The sequence below is a fragment of the Pedobacter cryoconitis genome, assembly GCF_003259615.1.
In the GTDB taxonomy this organism is placed as follows: domain Bacteria; phylum Bacteroidota; class Bacteroidia; order Sphingobacteriales; family Sphingobacteriaceae; genus Pedobacter; species Pedobacter cryoconitis.
This window is the reverse complement of record NZ_QLLR01000011.1, coordinates 98,961-121,364: the sequence shown is the minus strand read 5'-3', so window position 1 is coordinate 121,364 and position 22,404 is coordinate 98,961. Positions and strand designations below refer to the sequence as shown.

Below are 22,404 nucleotides of genomic sequence, written 5' to 3'. Positions count from 1 at the left end.
AATCTTTCCCAATAAAATCTGCCTTTATAAAAGCATCTTTAATAAAAGTTATTCTTAACAAAAGCGTTTCTCTTTACCAATATGAATGTACATATCTCAGATCTAGCCAGAATAGCTGCAGCTCCTTCCAGAATTATTGCCGGGTTAATGTCAGGAACCTCTTTAGATGGTTTAGACATTGCTTTATGTGAATTCACCGGGTCGGGGCTGGAAACTAAATTGAAGGTGCTGCATTTCATAACGATGCCTTATAGCCAGCAGTTCAAAGAAGAGTTGAAAGCGATCTCTTTCAAAACGCAGGTAGAACTGCAGCAGGTTACTTTGTTAAATGCAGTGATCGGAAGTTATTCTGCAAAACTGATCCTGGAAGCTTTAAAAGAATGGGGATACCCTGTAAGCGCTGTTGATCTGGTAGCCAGTCACGGACAGACTATCTTTCATGCACCCGCTTCCCTGCATCAGCAGAAAGCTTTTCCTAATGCTACGCTGCAAATAGGAGACGGTGACCATATTGCCGTACAAACCGGCATAGTTACTTTAAGTGACTTCAGACAAAAACATATCGCTGCCGGAGGAGAAGGTGCACCATTGGCCGTATATGGAGATTACCTGCTGCTTTCCAGTCCGGTTGAAAACCGTATATTATTGAATATCGGCGGCATTTCAAATTTCACCTATCTGCCTGGCGGAAGAAATCCTGATCTCGTGTTTTCAACAGATGTGGGGCCGGGAAATACCTTAATGGATCAATTTGTTCAACTCAACTATCCGGGTAAATATTATGATCAGGATGCGACAATAGCCAAATCAGGAACTCCGAACCCGAAACTTGTTCAGGCACTATTAGCCCATCCGTTCTTCGAAAAACCTTTTCCGCGCACTACCGGGCCGGAATTATTTAACCTGTCTTACCTGCAAAATGCACAACAAGCAAGCGGCCAGCATGAACTCTCCAAAGAAGATGTTTTAGCCTCGTTATGTGAATTTACTGCGGTCAGTATCGTTACAGCGATCAAGCAATCTATTGGTGAACAGTCATTTAAGGTCTATTTAAGCGGAGGCGGAATGCACAATCCTCTGCTGGTACAAAAGATAAGTGAAGGGCTGGGTTTTGCCTTAAATAATACGGCTGATCTGGGGATAGATCCTGATGCTAAAGAAGCGGTGCTTTTCGCCTTGCTCGCCAATGAATGTGTAGCCGGAGGAAAGACTGATTTTGGTCAACGCCGCGGTATACCAAGCGTTACCATGGGTAAAATCAGTTTACCGGGCTAACAATAATAATTTTTACATTCAGGTTTCAAAACATTATTTACTTTTAACTGTCATTAGTCAGAGACTATCATCAAGTGCTCCCGGCACCGATAGTTAAATTATAAATTATGCAGAAACGAATAGTTATCATAGGCGGAGGGTTTGCAGGCATTAACTTAGCCCTGGAACTCGGAAAAAAGAAACACTATCAAGTTACCCTGGTAGATAAAAATAATTATAATTTCTTTCCACCGCTCATTTACCAGGTGGCTACGGCATTTCTGGAACCCTCGAGTATCAGTTATCCGATCCGTAAACTATTCAGAAATAAAAGTAACCTGCATTTCAGATTGGGAGAACTGCTTAAAGTGATTCCTGAATCCCGTCAGCTCGTATTAAGCAATGGGACTATTGAGTACGATGAACTCGTATTTGCTACTGGTGCAGAGACGAACTATTTCGGAATGGAGAATGTGAGGAAAAATGCTATTCCCATGAAAACCCTGAGTGATGCGATACAAATGCGTAATAAATTACTCACCCATTTCGAAGAAGCCACCATTACCAAAGACCGCGCTGAAATTTCAAAAAGCCTGACTATTGTTATTGCAGGCGGCGGGCCAACAGGCGTAGAGATCTCCGGGATGTTTGCAGAAATGCGCCAGAATATCATGCACAAAGATTATCCTGAGTTGAAAAATACAGGTGCTCAGATTTACCTCGTTGATGGTGGTGCGGCCTTATTGAAACCCATGAGTACCAAATCACAAGTGAATACTTATGAGTCCCTCACCAAATTAGGCGTAAAAATCTTATTAAACAGTCACGTCAGTGATTTTGTAGATGATAAAGTAATCCTTTCTGACGGAACAGAAATTGCCACAAAAAACCTGATCTGGGCAGCGGGTGTGAGTGCAATGAGTTTTGAAGGAATTCCTGCCACTAGTTATGGGCGGGGGAAAAGGATGACTGCAGACGGCTTTCATAAAGTACAGGGACTGGAAAATATCTATGCCATTGGGGATACCGTGATACAATCTGGTGATCCTGCTTATCCGGAAGGTCACCCGCAAGTAGCGCAGGTTGCCATTCAGCAGGGCCGGAATCTGGCAGCCAACTTCATCCGTATTGCTGAACAAAAAGTTCCCCGCAGTTTCACTTATAAAGACAGGGGGAGTATGGCAATTATCGGCAGCAATAAAGCTGTGGTAGACCTGCCTAAGCCAAGGATTCATTTAAACGGGTTTATCGCGTGGCTGGCCTGGTTATTTATTCACCTGATGTCGCTGATCTCTTATCGGAACAGGTTCAGGACTTTCTATAACTGGACGGTAGCTTACTTCTCGAAAGATCAATCCTTAAGAATGATTATCAGGCCCGTTGATGCGCATGAGGAACCTACTTCATGAAAATACTCTTAGTAGAAGATGAAGCAGCGCTGAGAGATAGTATCATTGCTTATTTCACTGAAGAAGGTAATATCTGTGAAACAGCGGAAAATTATGCTGCTGCATTAACTAAAATCAATATTTACAATTACGACTGCATCGTGCTGGACCTTACTTTGCCGGATGGCGATGGGATGGAGATTTTGCGCAAGCTGAAGCAACTGCACAAAACAGATGGCGTGCTGATTATTTCTGCAAGGCATTCTCTGGATGATAAACTTTCGGGACTTAACCTTGGTGCGGATGATTACCTCGTTAAACCCTTTCATTTGTCTGAGTTAAAAGCAAGAGTATCAGCTATTGTAAGAAGGAAAAGTTTCGATGGAAATAACTTGATTGTATTTCAGGAAATCAACATCGATACCCTCGCTATGCGGACAACAGTTGGACAAAATAATATCAATCTTACCAAAAAAGAATACGATCTGCTGGTTTATTTTATTGCCAATCAGCGTAAAGTGATTACTAAAAGTGCGCTTGCAGAACATCTTTGGGGCGATGAAATTGATCTTTCTGACCACTTTGATTTTATCTATACCCACATTAAGAATTTAAGGAAAAAGCTGCTGGAAGCAGGATGTAATGACTATATTAAATCTATGTACGGCGTAGGTTATAAATTTAGCAGCTGATGATGTGCTTTGTACAAGCCTGCAGTTAATCCGGGATAAGAAATAAGATGAAATTAGCGCAAAAATATAATAGAGTTAACCTCTTTACTTCACTGATTATATTAGTGCTGAGCGGGGCTGTCTACTATTTTGCCATCCATTATATTCTGACCAACAAGCTTGACAATGACCTTAAAATTGAAGAGCAGGAAATCCTGGCCAGTGTTCATGAATATCATAAACTTCCTTTACCCAGTGACTTTAAAGATCAGAAAGTAAGCTATCATGAATTAAAAAAAGGGGATACCGCAGACAGGAGTTTTAGCAATACCTGGTACAATAATCCGGAAGAAAAAGAAACGGAGCCGGGGCGCAGTCTGAATACTTCTGTGAAGCTTGGAGAAAAGGAATATGCAGTCACTATCACCAAATCAAGCCTGGAAGCAGAAGACCTGGTGCGGTTAATTTTTCTGATCACACTTGGTATAATTGTATTGCTATTAATCAGTTTAATCGCAGTTAACCGTTTTGTTTTGAATAGTTTGTGGCGGCCATTTTATGAAATACTTAAACAACTTAAAGCCTTTAATCTTGCAGATAAAAATGAATTTTCTGTGCAGCATACCCAGGTAGACGAATTTCAGGAATTGAATCAATCTGTAATTTCTATGTCTAACAGGGTCAGGCAAGACTATAAAGAGCTGAAAACTTTCACAGACAATGCTTCTCATGAAATGATGACCCCATTAGCGGTGATTAACTCTAAACTGGACACCCTAATTCAAACCGAAGCTTTAACAGATAAACAGGGGGAGTTGATAGAGGACGTTTATTTGGCCGTAAATAAGCTATCCCGGCTCAATCAATCGCTGTTATTGCTGGCTAAAATTGAGAATAACCTGATCAAAGATGAAGAGGATATTGCATTGGATGTTTTACTGGCCCAAAAGCTGCGTCAATTCCATGAGTTGTTTGTTGCCAATGAAATAGAGGTAGAAAAACAGCTGGAACCTCAGCAATTGCACATGAGTAAATACCTGGCAGATATTCTGCTGAATAACCTGATTAACAATGCGATCAGGCATAACCGGCAGAAAGGAATGATCAAAATAGAGCTGCATGCCGGCGAGCTTACGGTTTCCAATACCGGATTACCGAAAGCATTAGACAGTTACCACGTATTTGAACGGTTTTATAAAGAAAATTCCTCTGAAGGAACCGGGCTGGGACTAGCTATTACCCAGCAAATCTGCAACCTGTATCATTATAAACTAAGTTACAGCTACCAGGAGCCGCATCATATATTTACCCTGAAATTCTACCAGGATCACTGAAATTCTATCGGGATCACCGATTTTGACACGGAAAAGATGTACTTTTTCTTACAGCCTGTTTAAATTATAAGTAGTTTTACCGCAAAATTCAGGAACCCAATGATCAGTCACAAAGAACTTTTTTTACGTAACAACGCACAAACCTCTACCAGTCCGAATATGCTTGAAGTTGACCATGCAGAAGGAATGTATTTGTATGATAAAAGCGGAAAAAGTTACATGGACCTGGTTTCTGGATTTGCGGTCAGTAACATTGGACATAGAAACCCAAAAGTGCTGGACGCGATCAGGGCGCAACTCGATAAATACCTTCACCTTACAGTTTACGGTGAATTTGTACAATCACCAATGGTTAGGTTTGCCGAAAAACTGATCAGTGTGCTGCCTTCAAAGCTGAATAATGTTTATTTCGTCAATTCAGGAACTGAAGCCACAGAAGGAGCCCTTAAATTAGCGAAACGCTTTACCGGAAGATCAGAAATTATTTCTTGTCATCATGCCTATCATGGCAGTACCCATGGCGCTTTAAGTGTGATGGGCAATGAACATTTCAAGCAAAAGTATCGTCCCTTGCTGCCTGATGTTCGTTTTATAACCTTTGGGAAGGAAGAAGATCTGGAACTGATCACTAAAAATACTGCCTGTGTGATTATGGAGACGGTACAAGGGGAGGCTGGAATCAGGGTAGCTTCCAAAACCTATATGCAAAAACTAAGGAATAAGTGTACAGCGACTGGAACCTTACTTATTCTAGATGAAATACAGGCCGCTTTTGGCCGTACGGGCAAACTCTTCGCTTTTGAACACTATGACATTGTACCTGATATTCTGCTATTGGCCAAAGCATTAGGAGGGGGAATGCCTATCGGGGCATTTATCGCGAACAGAGAGGTGATGGGTGTGTTGAAAGAAAATCCTATCCTTGGGCACATTACCACATTTGGCGGACACCCTGTATCAAGTGTAGCCGGACTGGCAAGTCTGGAAGTTATCCTGGATGAAAACCTGGTAGCTGGTGTGGCTGCAAAAGGAGAATTATTCAAAAAATTACTCGTTCATCCGCTCATCCGTGAGGTTAGGGGAAAAGGATTAATGATGAGTATTCAGCTGGACAGTTTCCAGCAGGTAGAAAAAGTAAGCCAGCTTTGTGCCACTGACGGTATCATCATAGACTGGTTTTTACATTGTGAAACAGCCTTAAGGGTTGCTCCTCCATTAATTATCACCGAAGAAGAGATCAGGAAAGCCTGCTCCACAATTTTAAAAGCACTAGACGCACTGTAGTACTGGACGCTCTATGACACCCGGCACGTTATAAGTTAAGAAGAGCGAACTGAAATTAAGAAGCCAGCTGAAAATATACTTTATCAATCAGATCACCAATATTAAATGGCTTTGGTAAAAAGTCATCCGGACCAAATTCCGTATCTACGATCATTTCCGGACGGAGTTTCCCTGAAATAAGAATAATAGGGATATGATGTAATGTTGAGTTTTCTTTGATGGATCTGCAAATCTCCCGGCCGTCAAATCCATCTAATTCTACATCCATCAAAATCAAATCAGGACTTTCCTTTTCAATTTTAGTCAGTGCATCCCGGCCAGTTGAAAAGGTAATCAGATCCCAATCTACAAAATCAAGTAAAGACTCCATTGCAGTCAGTACTTCCTGATCATCATCAAATATTAAAATTTTCTTGTTCATAGGTTTTGAGTTTCGTTAATTGATAATTGTACCACCAATTTTATGCCAAGGTTTGCCTTTTTCATAGGAAATCGTCAAATAGTCAATCTGTTGATACTGAGGGACTCCTATTTATTTATTTATCTCTGCCTTGAAAATGTAAATTCGGGGACATCAGAATTAAATCTTTGGTTACATTTGGGGAATATGCTTTACGATCTGCTTATTCTTTGTGTAGTCTCTTTTGCCGCTGGTTTTATTGATGCTGTTGTTGGGGGAGGAGGACTATTACAGACCCCTGCCATTTTAATCGTACTTCCGCAATATCCTGTGGCTACTTTATTCGGAACCACTAAAATACCTTCTCTTTCGGGTACAGCTTTTGCCGCCTGGAAATATTCGCGGGACATCAGACTGGACTGGAAATTCTTGCTGTATGTGGCTATAATGGCCTTTATCGGGGCCATGCTTGGTGCGCATTATGTCACGTTAATAGACAGCAGGTTCTTGAAACCACTAATTCTGGTTGTGCTGATCAGTGTGGCGCTCTATACTTACTTCAATAAAACTTTTGGTGCAGGAACAGTTAAAGAGCTGACCAGGCTTCAGCAATTGCTGATTGGTTTTCTTTTTGGGTTTACCATCGGTTTTTATGACGGACTGATCGGCCCTGGAACAGGAACCTTCTTTATCCTTGCTTTTATTTCCTTAATGGGGTATGATTTTTTGAAAGCGAGTGCAAGTTCCAAACTCATTAATATTGCAACAAATCTGGCTGCTATCTGTTATTTTAGCAGTACCGGCCATATTTTATACCAATATGCGCTGCCTATGGCAGTTTTTAATATTAGCGGCGCTTTTCTGGGCACAAAACTCGCTATATTGAAGGGCAATAAATTTATCAGGGTTTTTTTCCTGATGGTTGTTGTATTTGCCATTTTACGATTTGCTTACGACATCTTTTTAAAATAATATGCAAGAAATTAGCTGGATACTTTTACTGGAAATTGTCTATACTTTGATAGTTGTAGCCACTTGTCTGCGTATTATTTATGACACCCATTCCACCAGTAAGACCCTCGCTTACCTGATGTTAACTGTCTTTTTTCCCATATTGGGAATTATCATTTATTTCTGTGTAGGCACCAATTACCGCAAGCGAAAATTATACAGTAAAAAGATCGTTAAAAATGAAATCATGCAGCGTCATATTGAGAAGCAGATTTTCAGAGAGTCTGAGAAAATATGGAACAGTGTGCCCAGTGAACTCCTGAAATATCAGAAACTCGTTAAACTTCTATTGAAGGATGGCCTGAGTAACCTGACCGGAAATAATAAAGTGGAAATCTTAAAAAACGGGGAAGAGAAATTTCCGGCTGTGCTGGAAGCTTTAAAACAAGCAAAACATCATATTCATATTGAATATTATATCTATGAAGACGATGAAATAGGCAATGCGATTAAAGAGATTTTAATGGAGAAATCCAGAACAGGAGTACAGGTACGCTTAATCTATGATGATTTTGGCAGCAGGAGTATCCGTAAGAAAGTTGTACCTCAATTAATTGATGCAGGTGTACAGGCTTATCCGTTTTATAAGATCCTGTTCATTGCATTAGCCAACCGGATTAATTACCGGAATCACCGCAAGATCATTGTTATTGACGGCAACATTGCATTTACCGGGGGAATTAATGTAAGTGACCGCTATATCAACAGCGCTGAACGCCCAAATCAGCTTTATTGGCGCGATACCCATCTAAAAATCACAGGTCCCGGCATTTATTACCTTCAATACCTGTTTATCTGTGACTGGAATTTCTGTGCGGATGAAGAACTTGTTCCTCAGCGGGACTTCTTTTCTGCTTCCCAGGAAAACGGCGAAAATGCGGTTATGCAGATTGCTGCCAGCGGGCCCGACTCAGACAATCCTACAATTCTGTTCTCATTAATCCAGGTCATAGGTATGGCAGAGAAAGAAATTCTGATTACCACCCCTTATTTTATTCCTGGAGAAAGTTTACTGGATGCACTTGTTGTGGCTGCATTGAGTGGTGTAAAAGTCGTTTTATTGGTGCCAGGCATATCGGATTCGAGAATGGTTTCTGCTGCAGGGAAATCTTATTATGGTGATTTGATGAAAGCAGGAGTAGAGATCTATGAATATCAGAAAGGTTTTATCCATGCGAAAACAATGGTTTCAGACCAGCAGTTGTCTGTGATCGGAACGGCAAATATGGACAATAGGAGTTTCGAACTGAACTTTGAGGTGAACAGTGTTATTTATGATAGTCATACCGCTCAGGAAATGACAAAAATATTCTATCAGGATCTGGAAGATGCCATACAGATTAATCCTGAAGAGTGGGAAAAAAGACCATTATACAAACAGTTTCCTGAAAAGTTAAGTCGTCTGTTTTCTCCTTTAATGTAATTGAGCGTTTCTTTAATACAATTGAATATCTGCTATAACTAAGCGTATTTAGTTCTGATATATTTTTCAACTTCATCAGCGACAGCACTGTCTGATTCTTTTACTGCGCGCTTTAATAGTTCTGGTGTAACACCGAATCTTTTAGACCAATATTCCACTTCATAATATTCTTGTAAATCAATTAGTTTGTTCTCCGGCATATTCGTTTCATTCGGATCGTAATAGGTGTGTCTGAGCATATATTATATGGTTAAATAGTTTTAGTAGGGAATGTATATCAATACCTATGCCTAAATTTAAATCTTTTATTTCTTATTTTGTACAATTAATGTTATCATGTTATTAAACAAAACCTAACATTTCAGTATTCATTACCATTGGCTTAACATTGTATTAATACTAGAAGGCTTCCTTTGCAAGAGCCGGATTTCCAATCAAGCGGCTGTTTTAATTGTTCTCCAATGATAGCTGTCAACTGCAAATTTTATCTTAAAACCTCTATTTTATTTATCTTATGTTTATTCCAGCTGAACAAAACCGAGGCAAAATCAATACCCGAGCAAGACCTTAAACATACCCTGGTACTCAGTCACCGCTTCCCGGATTCCGCATTCATCCAGCTCAAAAAGCTCTATCATCAGGCGCTGGCAGACAACAACAGAAAGATTATTGGGATGTGCTTGCAGCAGATGGGGAAAATATGTTACGCCCAGGGGCATTATGCGCAATCTTTGGAATACCATCAGCAAGCGGATAAATTATTCAAGCAGCTTAATGAACAAGACTTACTCGCTGATAATCTGAATGATATGGGAATTGTCTATTATCAGAATTTCAATAAACACGCTTCCAGAAAGCAATATGATCAGGCGTTGAAGCTCTATAAAAGCACCAATAATCGTATAGGATTGGGAGAAACTTATGGACATATCGGCCACTTATATGAAAAAGAACAGCGTTATGATAGCGCATTTTATTATCAGCGGCATGCCTTAAAAGAGTATCAGAAGGCAGGGTATAAACAGGGAGAAGCAAAGATTTATGAAAACCTGGGGAGCATCCATGAAGACCTCGTCCGTTATGACTCTGCGAAATATTACTTCGATGAATCTTTGAAATTATATAAGGCCGTAAATAATGAGGTTTCCAGTATTGAAGTGATCAATAATTTAGGCGATATTTTTCGTAAAACGGGTGATTACAAGCAAGGGTTAAAATATACAAGAGTTGCTTTAAGCTTGTCCATCGCCACTAAAAATGAATATCAGCAAGCTTCTGCTTACCGGGATATTGCTAAATCCTATAACCTGACCGGGCAAAATGATAGTGCTTATTATTATATGGAACTGAGCCGTAAACATATGCTGCACCTGTATTCTGACGAAAGTAATAAGCAGATGTCCTTTTTACAGATCATTTATAATATAGATAAGAAAAATGATGAGATCGCCGCCCTGGAAAATAGCAGGAAAGTAAACCTGATTATCAGTATAGCGGTAGTGGTGGTCATTTTGCTGCTCATTGTAATGGGGCTGCTGACTATTTCCCGTCAGCGGCTGAAGCTTCGGGAAAACAAGGCGATTGCAGAAAAGAATGAACAGCTCAATCAGGCGCAGCAGGAGCAACTGGAGCTCAAAAGCAGGGAACTCACCACGCATACTTTACAAGTGATACAACATAATAATTTCCTTGATAGCCTGCGGACCAAGCTTGATGAAATGATCAAAGAAGACAAAAGAGATCAGAAAAAGCAATTACAGCAATTGGTGAGGCAACTGAATCAGAATATCAACCATGACCAGCAGTGGAAAGATTTTACCCAGGTATTCGAACAATTGCACCAATCATTTTTTGATAATCTTAAAGCACATTGTGAAGAACTGACTGTAAATGATATTCGTTTAATCGCCTTGCTGAAAATGAATATGAGTTCTAAAGACATGGCAGTGATCTTCGGGATCTCCCAGGACAGCCTCCGGGTAGCCAGGTACAGGCTGCGCAAAAAATTGAACATCAGTCAGGGGGATAACTTAAGTACGTTCATCCAGACAATTTAAGGTGTTTTTGGCCATTAACAATTCCTTAATGTTACGCTAACTAAATGATAACGGCGGCTTTGTTCTTTTTATATCGCTTAATATCAAATAGTTATATCGGATGTGTATACGCTGTATGCGCTTTGTATACAGCCCGGTTCACGGTGTTTACATTTTGTACACGGTGATTTTTAGCCTGTCCGGAAAGGATAATACAATTTTGTCGCAGCGAAAAAACAACACGCTCACAAACAAACCATTTGAACAATGAAATTAATTTTACAAACGATTCTTTGCTTATTCTTAAGCATAGCGGTGGCAAAAGCCGGTAACATTAAAGGACACGTGTACGACCATCGAACCGGAGAAGCCCTGATCGGCGCTTCTGTCAGATTGGAAAACACAACACAAACAACCATGACAGGTTTGGACGGTTCCTTCGAGTTCAAACATGTTAAAGCAGGAACTTTTACCATTAAAGTTTCTTACATCAGTTACAAGACCTTCAGCAAACAAATTGAAGTAGAAAAGGAGCATAATCCTGCGCTGAATGTTTATCTGAGTGAAGATAATACTAATGACCTGAGTGAAATTGTAATTGCAGCGAAACAGGAAGGCTCTACAGAACGCACGGCCAGAAAGATAGAACAGAAATCTATGCAGGTGATGAATGTGGTTTCTGGCAGGGCAATGGAAATTTCCCCGGATTTAACAGTGGCCAATGCCATACAAAGGGTGTCTGGAGTAACGATTGAAAGAAGCAATAACGGAGACGGACAATACGCTATTCTGCGGGGAATGGATAAAAGGTATAACTATACTTTGGTAAATGGTATCAAAATACCGAGTCCTGATAATAAATTCAGATATGTTCCTCTGGATATTTTTCCTTCAGAACTACTGGAACGTTTGGAGGTCTACAAATCATTGACCCCAAATATGGAGGGGGACGCTGTTGGTGGTGTCGTTAATATGGTCATGAAAGATGCACCTTCTAAATTACAAGTGAATGCAAACTTAGCGACAGGTTACAGTCAGATGCTTTTTGACCGTAAGTTCCTGGCTTTCGATGCAGGCGCAATCAATTCGAAATCACCTTATGAAATTAACGGCAGAGCTTATGATGCCAAAGCTGCCGACTTCTCCAAAGGGACTGTAGACTATAAAGCAAAACAAGCAGATCCTAACCTGGTGGGCGGTATTTCTATTGGACAGCGCTTTTTAAACAACAAATTGGGTGTATTAATTGCAGGAAGTTATCAAAATACTTACCGCGGTACAAACAGTGCATTCTTTAACTCAACTGTGGCAGATGTAGATAAATATTCCAGGATTACTTCTATGGATGAAAGACAGTTTAGCGAACAACAAAAACGTTATGGGTTACATGGGAAAATAGATTATATTTTTAATGATAGAAATAAACTTTCCCTGGTTAATTCTTATGTAAACCTGACCAGTATACAAACAAGAGATCAGATCACGACAAACTTCTCCACTTCAGAATATAATGCCGGAGCCGGAAGTGCGGAAATCTCTTATGCTACCCGTTCCAGATTTACCGAACAGCAAATTTATAACAGTACTTTACATGGAGAGCATACGCTGATCCCGAAGAAATTGAAAATCCAGTGGTCAGCAGTTTATTCTACCGCTAAAAATGATATTCCTGATGAAACAACGATCACGCTGAACGGAACACGCAGAAATTTCCTGGAGAACCGTACTACCGCAAAAGAAGTTGACCATAGATGGTCCAGAAATACTGATGAAGATAAAGCGGGTTACCTGGATGTAACTTATACCGCAGATATTGCAGGTACAAAGGTAGATTTTACAGGTGGCGGGCTTTACAGAGACAAACAAAGAAGCAATTTCTACAATAATTATGTCCTTTTTCCATTAAACAGACAAGGTTTATATGGTACTGATTTCATGAATTACACAGACATTACCTGGGAAGTTCAGAATCCAAAGGGTGCAGTAGCAAATCCGCTTACTTATGATGCAGCTGAGCAAACTACTGCAGGGTATGGAATGTTCAATTTTAAGATCGCGAAACTTGAAGTGATCGGTGGAGCAAGGGTAGAGCATACTAACCAGGGTTATCATCTTTTATTCCCGCAAGGAGAGTCAAGACCGGTAGGAAAACAGGTATATACTGATCTGTTGCCGAGTTTAAACTTAAAATATGGGCTGAGTAAAAATGAAAACCTGAGAGCTACTTACTTTCGTTCGCTGAATCGTCCTGGATTTTATGAACTTGTTCCTTCAGGAGCGGTTTATGAAGAATACAGAGAACGTGGTAACCCGGATTTGAAACGTGCTATTGCTGATAACTTTGACTTACGTTATGAATTGTTCCCGAACAGTACTGATCAGTTATTAGTAGGTGCTTTTTACAAAAAGATCAAAGATCCGATTGAATATACTATCCAGGCAGATCCGGTTAGAGGACAGGATCAATATTATACACCGGGCAATTTTGGAACAGCTAAGAATTATGGCTTAGAAGTAGATTATATCAAATTCTTCAATAAAATAGGGATTAAAGCCAACTATACTTATACCCATTCCAGAATTACCACCGACAAAAGTACCAGGATCAGAACTGAAAGTGGTGACCTGAAGTTAATTAATGTGGAACAGAGCAGGCCTTTATTTGGTCAGTCCGCTCATACGGGAAATCTATCATTGATTTACAAAGACAGCAAACATGGATGGGATGCGCAGCTGGCAGGATCTTATACCGGAGAAAGGATCAATACGATTTCTCAGTTTGTTGACAACGATTTATGGCAGAAAGGATTTATCCAGATGGATGCTTCTGTAGAGAAGAAATTTAAAAATAACATCAGTGTTTTTATTAAAGCTGGAAATCTGCTGAATACACCTAATGAGTTGTTTATCAAAGGTAAAAATAGTTTGAATGCAGACTTGCCAAAACAAAAAGAAGGGGGCAATGAAACCCTGATCCGCAAAGATTTTTACGAACAGACTTACCTGATAGGCTTACGCTATAAGTTATAATTTAAATAGATAAAACAAGATGAACTTAAATAGATTTTTGATAGCAGCAGTTTTAATGATTGCACTATTTACCAGCTGTAAAAAGGCAAATATAGATGTGGATACTTCACCGGTACCACAAAATGGAAATGGTATTTCGGGTGAAGTATTCGGGATCTGGACCAAAGGAAGTGTTGTAAGAGTGACTGGCGATATTATTGTTCCTGCCACTAAAACATTAACGATCGAAGAAGGAGTGACGGTGATTATGGATACTATTTCTAAACCAGAATTTATCGTTTTGGGGAATTTATATTCCATGGGAAGCGCGGCAAGCCCGGTTAAAATCACCGTAGAGGAAAACTACAGAACTGCCGCCAATAAATATGGTAAACTCTGGGGAGGGATCTTTGCGGCACCAAGCTGCACGGAACTATTGCTGGATAATACAATTATAGAATATGGTGGCGGAGCGACAACTGAAGCCTCAACCTCAGTAAAAATGGGTTTGTATAAAGGGATCAGCGGACAGAATGCACCAGCACTATGGTTTGCCAACGTAAAAGGGAAACTGGTAGTTACTAACAGTACTTTCCGGTATTTCAGAGACGATTGTACTTATATCGAAGGCGGAAAGATTATCTTTTCCAATAACAGGTTCTACAGTACTGGTTTAGTAGGCGGGGAAGGAATTAACATCAAATCAGGATGTCTGGCAGATGTGAGTTATAACCTGTTTTACGGAACCAATACCAATGCACTTAAACTTTCTAATGTTGGTGACCGCACTCCGCAAGCGCATGTCGTGGCTTATAACAATACGATGTTGAACACTGGCTGGAGAAGACCAACAGCAAAAGGTGGTTCTGTATGGTTAGAATCTGCAGTGTATGCAGAGCTGTATAACAATTTATTCGCCAATACCCGATTTGGAATTAAAAGAGATCTGAAACTTACTGAGGATAAACGTTCCGTTTTCAAAAATTCTCTATATTATGGTTATAGTCAGGTTACAGTTGATCAGTTTCAGCCCAAAACCGATATTGTAGGCGGAACAAATGATGTGATTGGTAAACTGGCAGGGGAGAATGATCCTAAATTTGCAAATTACCCGCTGAATACCGCTACAGACAACCCGACATTAGATGAAAGCTGGGATTTCCATTTACTGCCAGGCTCGGCAGCTTTAAATAAAGGAACAACAGCTTTTGTACGTAATTTCCCGGATGGATTGACTGTTAACGGCATCCTTTATCCTTCACCAGCACCATCTGTCAATATTGGCGCATTTGGATTAAAATAATAAATCAGACGATGTTAAAATACCCTGTAAAATTTCTTTTGCTGCCGCTTTTAGCAGCAGGCTGTAGTCAGAAAATTACCAATACCGCTGCAGTTATTGCAGATTCAGCAATAGTTCAGCCCGCAGTGATCTCAGAAAAAGTACAATTTGATTCTGATGACCCTGCGATCTGGATCAATCCGAAGGATGCTTCAAAAAGTCTTGTTATCGGGACTGACAAAGCCACTGAAGGCGGATTATATGTTTTTGATCTGCAAGGCAAGATTCAGCATAACCTGGTCGTGAAAGGACTTAAACGTCCAAATAATGTAGACGTTGCTTACGGATTGATGCTCAATGGAAAAGCTACTGATATTGCGGTTACTACAGAACGTTTTACCCATAAACTCCGCCTGTTTTCTCTGCCTGATATGAAGGCGGTCGATCACGGAGGTCTTCCGATGTTTGAAGGAGAAACGGCACCAGAATTCAGAGATCTGATGGGGATTTCGGTTTATACCAGTAAAGCTGGAAAAATGTACGCTATTGTTGGCCGTAAAACGGGCCCTAAAGACGGTACTTACCTTTGGCAATACCTGTTAACTGACGATGGAACGGGGCATGTTAAAGCAGAACTGGTTCGGAAATTTGGTCAGTATAGCGGTAAAAAGGAAATTGAAGCTATCGCTGTCGATAACGAACTGGGCTATATCTATTATTCGGACGAACAATTCGGCGTGCGTCAATATTATGCAGATCCTGAAAAAGGAAATGAAGAATTAGCTTTATTTGCAACAACAGGCTTTAAAGAAGATCATGAAGGTATTTCTATTTATAAAACCTCAGCGACCGAAGGCTATATTTTAGTATCAGACCAGGGAGCAAATCAATTTCATATCTTTAACAGAGCAAGTACAGCCAAAAATCCCCATGCACATGAATTGCTGAAAATAGTGAAGGTGCTGGCCAATCATAGTGATGGCTCAGAAGTCGTTAACGTTCCTTTGAATGAGACTTTTAAGCATGGCTTATTTGTAGTAATGAGTGATGATAAAACTTTTCATTATTACCGTTGGGAAGATATAGCGGGTAAAAAACTTAAAATAAATCGTTAAGATGCTTAAGAAATCAGTAGTATTATTTTTCTCCTGTGCGCTGAGTTTAGCGCTCTGTGCACAGGAAAAACAAAAAGGTGCGGCAACCGAACCTGTCAGGCTAATCCGGGGCCCTTATTTACAAGTGGCCAGCAGTACCGGGATATTAATCCGCTGGAGAACTGATGTTTCTTCCAGAAGTAAAGTACGTTATGGCACAAGCCTGGCTAAGCTCGATCAGGCGGCTGAAGATCGTACGCTGTTAACAGAACATCAGGTGCAGTTGAAAGGACTGAAGCCTGCAACGCGTTATTATTATTCGATTGGCGGCCTTCAAGATACTTTGCAGGGCAATCAGGATAATTATTTCACTACTTTGCCTGAACCTGGAAAAGCTGGACGCTATCGCATTGCTGCTTTAGGGGATTGCGGCGATAATTCTATCAATCAGCGCAGGGTCAAAGAACAGATTGTTAAATATGCAGGTAACAATGACCTCACTGCATGGATTTTACTGGGTGATAATGCTTATTCTGACGGAACGGATTCAGAATTTCAGAGTAAGTTTTTTAATATTTACAAAGATGACCTGCTGAAAAAGTATCCTTTGTTCCCAACGCCGGGAAATCATGATTACCATGATACGGATCTGACGGCAAAACATGCGCAGGAGACTCATGAGACTGCTTATTACCAGAACTTCTCTATGCCTGTTCATGGTGAATCGGGCGGAACACCTTCAAATACCCAGGCTTTTTACTCTTTTGATATTGGAAACATACATTTCCTTTCGCTGGACTCTTATGGAAAAGAAGACCGGACTTACCGGTTATATGATACCCTGGGCCCGCAGGTGCAGTGGATAAAAAAAGATCTGGCTGCCAATAAAAATAAAGGCTGGATTGTAGCTTTCTGGCATCACCCGCCTTATACTATGGGTTCACACAATTCAGATCAGGAAGAAGAACTGGTGAAAATCAGGGAAAACTTTATCCGTATCATGGAGCGTGAAGGGGTAGACCTTGTGCTAAACGGACATAGTCATGATTATGAACGCAGCAGGATGATGAAAGGACATTATGGGCCATCTGATACTTTTGATGCTAAAAAATATAACTTAAGTACTTCTTCGGGAAAAAATGATGGAAGTCCGGATTCTGCTCCTTATCAGAAAGATCCTGCCCATCAGCAAGGGACAGTTTATGTGGTAAGTGGTTCTGCCGGGAAACTGGGCGGTAAACAATCAACTTACCCGCACAATGCAATGTATTTTTCTGATGCAGAACACGGTGGAGCGAGTGTTTTAGAAGTAGAAGGTAACCGTTTAGAGCTCAAATGGATTTGTGCAGATGGAGAAATCCGCGATCAGTTCACTATTCTTAAGAAAGCTGGCGTTGCCCATGTACCGAAATAAACTGAAGCTTATTATCCAGTTTTTATTATTGATCACCTGTCTGTCTGTTGTTTTAGGTTTAGCGAAATCAACAGACAGTAAGGGATTAACTCCTTTGGTGGCAGACATTAAAGTTAATTTCAAGCTGTTTTCGCAAAGCACGAATGAGCTGCAAAGCGCAATCGCAGCATTGAATGAAAGCCCTCAAAGTCTCATCGTGGCTAAAAAGGCCTTAAAAAACAGCCGTTTAGCCTATAAAAGAATTGCATTTTTCCTGGACTACTTTTTCCAGAGTTCTTCATTGATTTACAATAAACCCGCAAAAGTAGAGGTCGAGGAACCTTATATGGAATACCAGGAGCCTTCCGGATTCCAGGTGATAGAGGCGCTATTATTCGATACGCAACCTGCAACTCATCAAAAAGAATTAATGGCACAGGCAGAGTTACTGGTAAGCTCAGCTTCAGACTTGCCTTCCTTACTTTATAGTTTTACCGCGACAGATTCTCAGATATTGGAAAGTGTACGTTTAGAGCTGATTAGAGTTATAACCTTAAGTATTACTGGATATGATGCGCCCGAATTAAAAAGTGGGATAGCAGAAGCTGAACATAGTATCCGGGCTATTCAAAAAGCCATATTACCTTTGTTGAAACAGGCAGGCCCGGGATCAGCTTCCCTTATCCAAAGTCTGGACAGGACGACAGCTTACCTCTATCAACATCCTGATTTTGATAGTTTTGACCGGATGGGATTTCTAACCAGCTACGCTTTACCTTTACAAGAACAGCTATCCGGCTTTATCAGTTTTTCAAAGGCTGACCTGAATACGCAAAGTGCCCTGAATTACAACGCCAAAAACATTTTTAGTCCGGTTGCCATCCCAATAACTGTATTTCCTGAGGCAGTAAAAACAAATACTAAAATTGCAGCTCTTGGAAAAAAGCTCTTTCTGGAAAAAGCGTTGTCAGGAAATCTGAAGCGAAACTGTGCGAGTTGCCACCATCCTAACCAATATTTTAGCGAGCCTTTTAAAACCAGTATGGCATTTGACGGTAAAAGTAATGTTTCCCGAAACGCGCCAACCTTATTGTATGCAGGTTTTCAATATAGCCAGTTTTGGGATGGTCGTGTTAAAAGCTTAAAAGATCAGATTAAAGCAGTTATTGCTAATCCGCAGGAAATGAATGGATCACATCAGGTAATTGTAGAAAGGGTCAGTCAGTCAGTAACTTATCGGCGTGATTTTAAAGATTTGCTGCTGTTGTCTAAAGAAAATACAGTTACTATGGATGCGATAGCATTTGCATTAGCGGCCTATGTGCAAAGCCTTGCGCCTTTTAATTCTGCTTTTGACAGGTATATCAGTGGAGATCACAAGGCTATGAATGCCAGTCAATTGAAAGGCTTTAATCTGTTTATGGGGAAAGGGCAATGCGGAAGCTGTCATTTTGCACCACTTTTTAACGGACTGATCCCTCCGTATTATAAATTAACGGAGTACGAAATACTGGGTACTCCTGAAAATGCAGACTTTCAGCACCCTAAGCAAGACCATGATCGGGGCAGGTATAACTTTTTTCCCATTAGTTATTACCAGGCCGCATTTAAAACACCTACGGTCCGCAATGTTGAAAAGACCGCTCCTTATATGCACAATGGGGTGTTTCAGGATTTAGACCAGGTAGTTGATTTTTACAATAAGGGTGGTGGAGCAGGCTTGGGAATGGACTTGCCCGGACAAACGCTGTCTTCTAAGCCACTGAACCTGACGGAAATAGAAAAACAAGACCTCGTTTCTTTTTTGAAATCATTAACGGATAAGCTGTAATCATATCTAATTTTAGAATTACTACCCTGGAAGAAGTTAATTAATAAATAACATCCCTTATTCTTAAGAGTGGCGCTTAATCAATTGAGCGCCACTTTTTTTTCTAAATATTACAGAACAATTTAATTCTGAACAAAATATTGAGAGAAATTTCAAATATTGTTTTGTAATAAAAATAATATTCATAAATTGCTGATACCTATACAACTAAATCTATTACCATGAAAAACAAATTTTTACTGATCAGTACTGCGGTACTGTTCTGCCTGACTAGCTGTAAGAAAAATGCAGAGAATTCAGCGCCGGTTGAGAACGATCAAAAAGTTCAGGAAACAGGCTTACACACAGATTTTAGCTGCCAGATGAAAGTGCCGGTGCGCACTGGTCCGCAAACGGAAGCGAATGGCCCCGCAAACCAGCTTTGGACAAATGGAAGCACCATTAAAGTGAAATTTATTGGGGGATCAACTTATGTCCGCAGTAAAGTTAAGCAGTATGCCAAAAGCTGGGAAACTTCTGCAAATGTTACTTTTTCGTTTGTTGCAGACAATGCCGCAGCTGATATTAAAGTTGCTTTTGCCAATGACGGTTCCTGGTCTTATGTAGGCAAGGTATCTAAAAACTATTCCCCTTCAATGAACTATGGCTGGTTTAATGACAATACCAGTGACACTGAATTCAGAAGAACAGTTACCCATGAGTTTGGTCACGCTTTAGGGCTTAACCATGAGCAGTCTCACCCCGATGCTAATATTCCATGGAATACGCAGGCGGTATATGCTTATTACATGGGACCTCCTAATAACTGGTCTAAAGCAGACGTGGATTTCAATGTATTAGCGGTAGAATCAAGAACAGGCTTAAATTACACAGCTTATGATTCTTCGTCAATTATGCACTATCCGGTTGAAGCCCGTTTTACCACAAACAATACAACTATTGCAGCTAATAACACGACTATCTCTGCAAAAGATGTGTTATATATGAAGACTTACTATCCAGGAAGGGGCTAATAAGTATGAGTTAATCAATTAATTGTTATTTTTAAAAAAGGGTGCTTATTTGATAAGCATCCTTTTTTATTTAGTTCTCACCGTATATTAGCAGCGTTTTACTGGAAACAATAAAATTTCCAGCTATTCAGTTTTTATGGCAAAACGTGATACCTATTCCAAAATAGCCTTTAGCTTACTGATTGCCTTAACTTTAGGTGGTTGTGCAGTGCATAAAAATGTAAGCCCTCAGCAACAGGAGATCGCTTCTGTTAGCAGCCTGAAATATATCAATACTTATGTTTTGCCGCATAACCAGCAATTTAAAGGAACTACCGTTGGTGGTTTGTCGGCTATAGATTTTGACCCTGTAAAGCAGGTTTATTACCTGATCAGTGATGATCGGTCGGCTATTAACCCGGCCAGGTTTTATACAGCGAAAATTGCGTTATCTGCTGCCGGGATTAATAGTGTTAATATGATAGCTGTAAATACTCTTTATCAGCAAGATGGCACGGCCTATCCTAAATTGAGCAAAGGTGCTACCCGGACTACAGATCCGGAGGCTATGCGTTATAACGGGAAAACCAGGCAGTTGTACTGGACGAGTGAGGGGGACCGGGTGATGAAAGCAGGTGATACTGTAATGATTGACCCGACTATCAATATTATATCTACCAGTGGAAGTTATATAGATACGATTCCGCTGCCCGATAACCTGAGGATGCAGCGTACAGAAAGCGGGCCAAGAAGAAACGGTGTTTTAGAAGGACTTACTTTTGCGGATAATTTCAGCACGCTATATGTAAATTTGGAAGAACCTTTGTATCAGGATGGGCCGCGCGCGGAAGTAGGGATCAGAAATAATGCCTTTGTCAGAATTTACCAGTTTGATTTAAAGACTAAAAAGAATACCGGGCAATATGCTTATGAGCTGGAACCTGTGGCCTTGCCGACATCAAAACCAGGGGAGGAATATGTGAATGGTATTCCTGATATTCTTTGGCTGGGCAACCAGCGCATGCTGGTTACTGAACGTTCTTATTCTACCGGGCAAAAAGGTACGACTATTAAAGTGTTCCTTGCAGAGCTTAAAGGGGCAGCAAACGTGATCAATACAAAGTCTTTGAAAGAAAATCCGGCAAGTCATCCTGTTCAGAAGAAAATGCTTTTAAATATGGATGACCTGGGTATTTATATCGACAATATTGAAGGGGCAACTATAGGGCCTGTGTTGCCAAACGGACATCAGACTATAATCTTTGTAGCGGATAATAACTTTAATCAGAAGGAGCAAAGCCAGTTCATGTTGTTTGAGGTCATACCATAATCAATTACAGGTTCCTTTTTATCAGAATTAGTAGACTCTTTTATCAGAATTTTTATTCTTTAATATCAATATCATACTTCGCTAAAAGCCCGGATATTCCGGCCATGGAGAACTTAGCCTTCTTGATTCTGTTTAGTTCAGGATCAAGCGTATAGTTATAAGCACTGGTGAAATTCGCTTTTTCCAGTATTGTATTTTCAAATGTTGTTCTGCTCAGGTCACAGTTGTCAAAAACAGAGCTGCTTAAGTCGGCTTCTGTGAAATCTGCCTGGTGAATCCTGTTGTCTTTAAAGGTTGTTTTTTTAAGTTTCACCTGGTAAAAAGAACAATGATCCAAAGTGCAATTGTTAAAGGTAAGCTCCAGTCCAAATTCATTGCAACTATCAAAAGATAGTCCCATGAGCTTACTATCTTTGAATTTAATACCTCTTAAAGCTGTTTTATTCAGTTTAGCCAGGCTCAGGTTGCAGCCTGAAAAGTCACATTCCAAAAAGACGAAACCTGAAAGGTCTGCATTGGAGAAATCACACTTTTTAAAAGTACAATATTCATATTCACCTTTTTCCAATGGATTTTTAGTAAAGTCTATTTTCTCAAATGTTTTTTCTTCTACAAATATTTGTGCCATACAATTGGTTTTCTCTTTTTATGGAATGATAATTTTGCAAATTA

18 protein-coding genes are annotated in these 22,404 nt (G+C 40.2%); 15 read left to right on the top strand and 3 right to left on the bottom strand.

Features of this window, described 5'->3' with window-relative positions:
• The first annotated feature begins 81 nt into the window (after positions 1–81).
• From LY11_RS13030 to LY11_RS13010, 5 genes are all read left to right on the top strand, one after another.
• Positions 82–1,275 (top strand): anhydro-N-acetylmuramic acid kinase, encoded by a 1,194-nt coding sequence (locus LY11_RS13030; protein ID WP_111634104.1) that lies wholly within the window; start codon positions 82–84, stop codon positions 1,273–1,275.
• A 107-nt stretch (positions 1,276–1,382) separates the two neighbouring features.
• Complete coding sequence (locus tag LY11_RS13025) at positions 1,383–2,663, top strand: NAD(P)/FAD-dependent oxidoreductase (protein ID WP_111634103.1); 1,281 nt, start codon at positions 1,383–1,385, stop codon at positions 2,661–2,663.
• On the top strand, positions 2,660–3,334 hold the full coding sequence (locus LY11_RS13020) for a response regulator transcription factor (protein WP_111634102.1): 675 nt from the start codon (positions 2,660–2,662) through the stop codon (positions 3,332–3,334). Before LY11_RS13025 ends, LY11_RS13020 begins: the two co-directional genes overlap by 4 nt.
• A 47-nt stretch (positions 3,335–3,381) precedes the next feature.
• Positions 3,382–4,647 (top strand): sensor histidine kinase, encoded by a 1,266-nt coding sequence (locus LY11_RS13015; RefSeq protein WP_111634101.1) that lies wholly within the window; start codon positions 3,382–3,384, stop codon positions 4,645–4,647.
• 99 nt (positions 4,648–4,746) lie between these two features.
• Positions 4,747–5,931 (top strand): aspartate aminotransferase family protein, encoded by a 1,185-nt coding sequence (locus LY11_RS13010; protein WP_211321545.1) that lies wholly within the window; start codon positions 4,747–4,749, stop codon positions 5,929–5,931.
• Positions 5,932–5,986: 55 nt separating this feature from the next.
• On the opposite strand, the gene LY11_RS13005 is transcribed toward LY11_RS13010, so the two are convergent.
• Entirely contained in the window at positions 5,987–6,352 is a 366-nt protein-coding gene (locus LY11_RS13005) for a response regulator (RefSeq protein WP_111634100.1), read from the bottom strand.
• Between the two features lie 186 nt (positions 6,353–6,538).
• Between LY11_RS13005 and LY11_RS13000 the strand changes: the two genes are divergently transcribed.
• Both LY11_RS13000 and cls read left to right on the top strand, forming a co-directional pair.
• A complete protein-coding gene (locus LY11_RS13000) occupies positions 6,539–7,303 on the top strand; it encodes a sulfite exporter TauE/SafE family protein (protein WP_111634099.1) in 765 nt (254 codons plus the stop codon).
• A 1-nt stretch (position 7,304) separates the two neighbouring features.
• A complete protein-coding gene (cls, locus tag LY11_RS12995) occupies positions 7,305–8,765 on the top strand; it encodes a cardiolipin synthase (RefSeq protein WP_170132678.1) in 1,461 nt (486 codons plus the stop codon).
• A gap of 38 nt (positions 8,766–8,803) precedes the next feature.
• On the opposite strand, the gene LY11_RS12990 is transcribed toward cls, so the two are convergent.
• Positions 8,804–9,004 carry a DUF3606 domain-containing protein gene (locus LY11_RS12990; protein ID WP_211321544.1) on the bottom strand — a complete coding sequence of 67 codons (201 nt, stop codon included), beginning with the start codon at positions 9,002–9,004 and terminating at the stop codon, positions 8,804–8,806.
• 222 nt (positions 9,005–9,226) lie between these two features.
• Here LY11_RS12990 and LY11_RS12985 point away from each other — a divergent pair, with 222 nt between their 5' ends.
• The 8 genes from LY11_RS12985 (at position 9,227) to LY11_RS12950 (ending at position 21,732) form a co-directional block, all read left to right on the top strand.
• Complete coding sequence (locus tag LY11_RS12985; RefSeq protein WP_111634098.1) at positions 9,227–10,822, top strand: tetratricopeptide repeat protein; 1,596 nt, start codon at positions 9,227–9,229, stop codon at positions 10,820–10,822.
• A gap of 246 nt (positions 10,823–11,068) precedes the next feature.
• Entirely contained in the window at positions 11,069–13,831 is a 2,763-nt protein-coding gene (locus LY11_RS12980) for a TonB-dependent receptor (protein WP_111634097.1), read from the top strand.
• Between the two features lie 19 nt (positions 13,832–13,850).
• Positions 13,851–15,113, top strand: coding sequence for a right-handed parallel beta-helix repeat-containing protein (locus tag LY11_RS12975; RefSeq protein WP_111634096.1), 1,263 nt, complete (start codon positions 13,851–13,853; stop codon positions 15,111–15,113).
• An 11-nt stretch (positions 15,114–15,124) separates the two neighbouring features.
• Complete coding sequence (locus LY11_RS12970; RefSeq protein WP_111634095.1) at positions 15,125–16,207, top strand: phytase; 1,083 nt, start codon at positions 15,125–15,127, stop codon at positions 16,205–16,207.
• 1 nt (position 16,208) lies between these two features.
• Positions 16,209–17,600, top strand: coding sequence for a purple acid phosphatase family protein (locus LY11_RS12965; protein ID WP_111634094.1), 1,392 nt, complete (start codon positions 16,209–16,211; stop codon positions 17,598–17,600).
• Entirely contained in the window at positions 17,587–19,410 is a 1,824-nt protein-coding gene (locus LY11_RS12960) for a cytochrome c peroxidase (RefSeq protein WP_211321543.1), read from the top strand. The genes LY11_RS12965 and LY11_RS12960 overlap by 14 nt, the downstream gene beginning before the upstream one ends.
• 221 nt (positions 19,411–19,631) lie before the next feature.
• Complete coding sequence (locus LY11_RS12955; protein WP_111634093.1) at positions 19,632–20,423, top strand: M12 family metallopeptidase; 792 nt, start codon at positions 19,632–19,634, stop codon at positions 20,421–20,423.
• A gap of 136 nt (positions 20,424–20,559) precedes the next feature.
• Positions 20,560–21,732, top strand: coding sequence for an esterase-like activity of phytase family protein (locus tag LY11_RS12950; RefSeq protein ID WP_111634092.1), 1,173 nt, complete (start codon positions 20,560–20,562; stop codon positions 21,730–21,732).
• Positions 21,733–21,784: 52 nt separating this feature from the next.
• Here the strand turns inward: LY11_RS12950 and LY11_RS12945 are convergent, their stop codons facing one another.
• A complete protein-coding gene (locus LY11_RS12945; RefSeq protein WP_111634091.1) occupies positions 21,785–22,360 on the bottom strand; it encodes a pentapeptide repeat-containing protein in 576 nt (191 codons plus the stop codon).
• Between the last annotated feature and the right edge of the window lie 44 nt (positions 22,361–22,404).

Bases quoted from the DNA above. Each gene is read 5' to 3' on its own strand.
- LY11_RS13030 (WP_111634104.1), top strand. From the start codon at position 82: ATGAATGTACATATCTCAGATCTAGCCAGAATAGCTGCAGCTCCTTCC.
- LY11_RS13025 (WP_111634103.1), top strand. From the start codon at position 1,383: ATGCAGAAACGAATAGTTATCATAGGCGGAGGGTTTGCAGGCATTAAC.
- LY11_RS13020 (WP_111634102.1), top strand. From the start codon at position 2,660: ATGAAAATACTCTTAGTAGAAGATGAAGCAGCGCTGAGAGATAGTATC.
- LY11_RS13015 (WP_111634101.1), top strand. From the start codon at position 3,382: ATGAAATTAGCGCAAAAATATAATAGAGTTAACCTCTTTACTTCACTG.
- LY11_RS13010 (WP_211321545.1), top strand. From the start codon at position 4,747: ATGATCAGTCACAAAGAACTTTTTTTACGTAACAACGCACAAACCTCT.
- LY11_RS13005 (WP_111634100.1), bottom strand. From the start codon at position 6,352: ATGAACAAGAAAATTTTAATATTTGATGATGATCAGGAAGTACTGACT.
- LY11_RS13000 (WP_111634099.1), top strand. From the start codon at position 6,539: ATGCTTTACGATCTGCTTATTCTTTGTGTAGTCTCTTTTGCCGCTGGT.
- cls (WP_170132678.1), top strand. From the start codon at position 7,305: ATGCAAGAAATTAGCTGGATACTTTTACTGGAAATTGTCTATACTTTG.
- LY11_RS12990 (WP_211321544.1), bottom strand. From the start codon at position 9,004: ATGCTCAGACACACCTATTACGATCCGAATGAAACGAATATGCCGGAG.
- LY11_RS12985 (WP_111634098.1), top strand. From the start codon at position 9,227: ATGATAGCTGTCAACTGCAAATTTTATCTTAAAACCTCTATTTTATTT.
- LY11_RS12980 (WP_111634097.1), top strand. From the start codon at position 11,069: ATGAAATTAATTTTACAAACGATTCTTTGCTTATTCTTAAGCATAGCG.
- LY11_RS12975 (WP_111634096.1), top strand. From the start codon at position 13,851: ATGAACTTAAATAGATTTTTGATAGCAGCAGTTTTAATGATTGCACTA.
- LY11_RS12970 (WP_111634095.1), top strand. From the start codon at position 15,125: ATGTTAAAATACCCTGTAAAATTTCTTTTGCTGCCGCTTTTAGCAGCA.
- LY11_RS12965 (WP_111634094.1), top strand. From the start codon at position 16,209: ATGCTTAAGAAATCAGTAGTATTATTTTTCTCCTGTGCGCTGAGTTTA.
- LY11_RS12960 (WP_211321543.1), top strand. From the start codon at position 17,587: ATGTACCGAAATAAACTGAAGCTTATTATCCAGTTTTTATTATTGATC.
- LY11_RS12955 (WP_111634093.1), top strand. From the start codon at position 19,632: ATGAAAAACAAATTTTTACTGATCAGTACTGCGGTACTGTTCTGCCTG.
- LY11_RS12950 (WP_111634092.1), top strand. From the start codon at position 20,560: ATGGCAAAACGTGATACCTATTCCAAAATAGCCTTTAGCTTACTGATT.
- LY11_RS12945 (WP_111634091.1), bottom strand. From the start codon at position 22,360: ATGGCACAAATATTTGTAGAAGAAAAAACATTTGAGAAAATAGACTTT.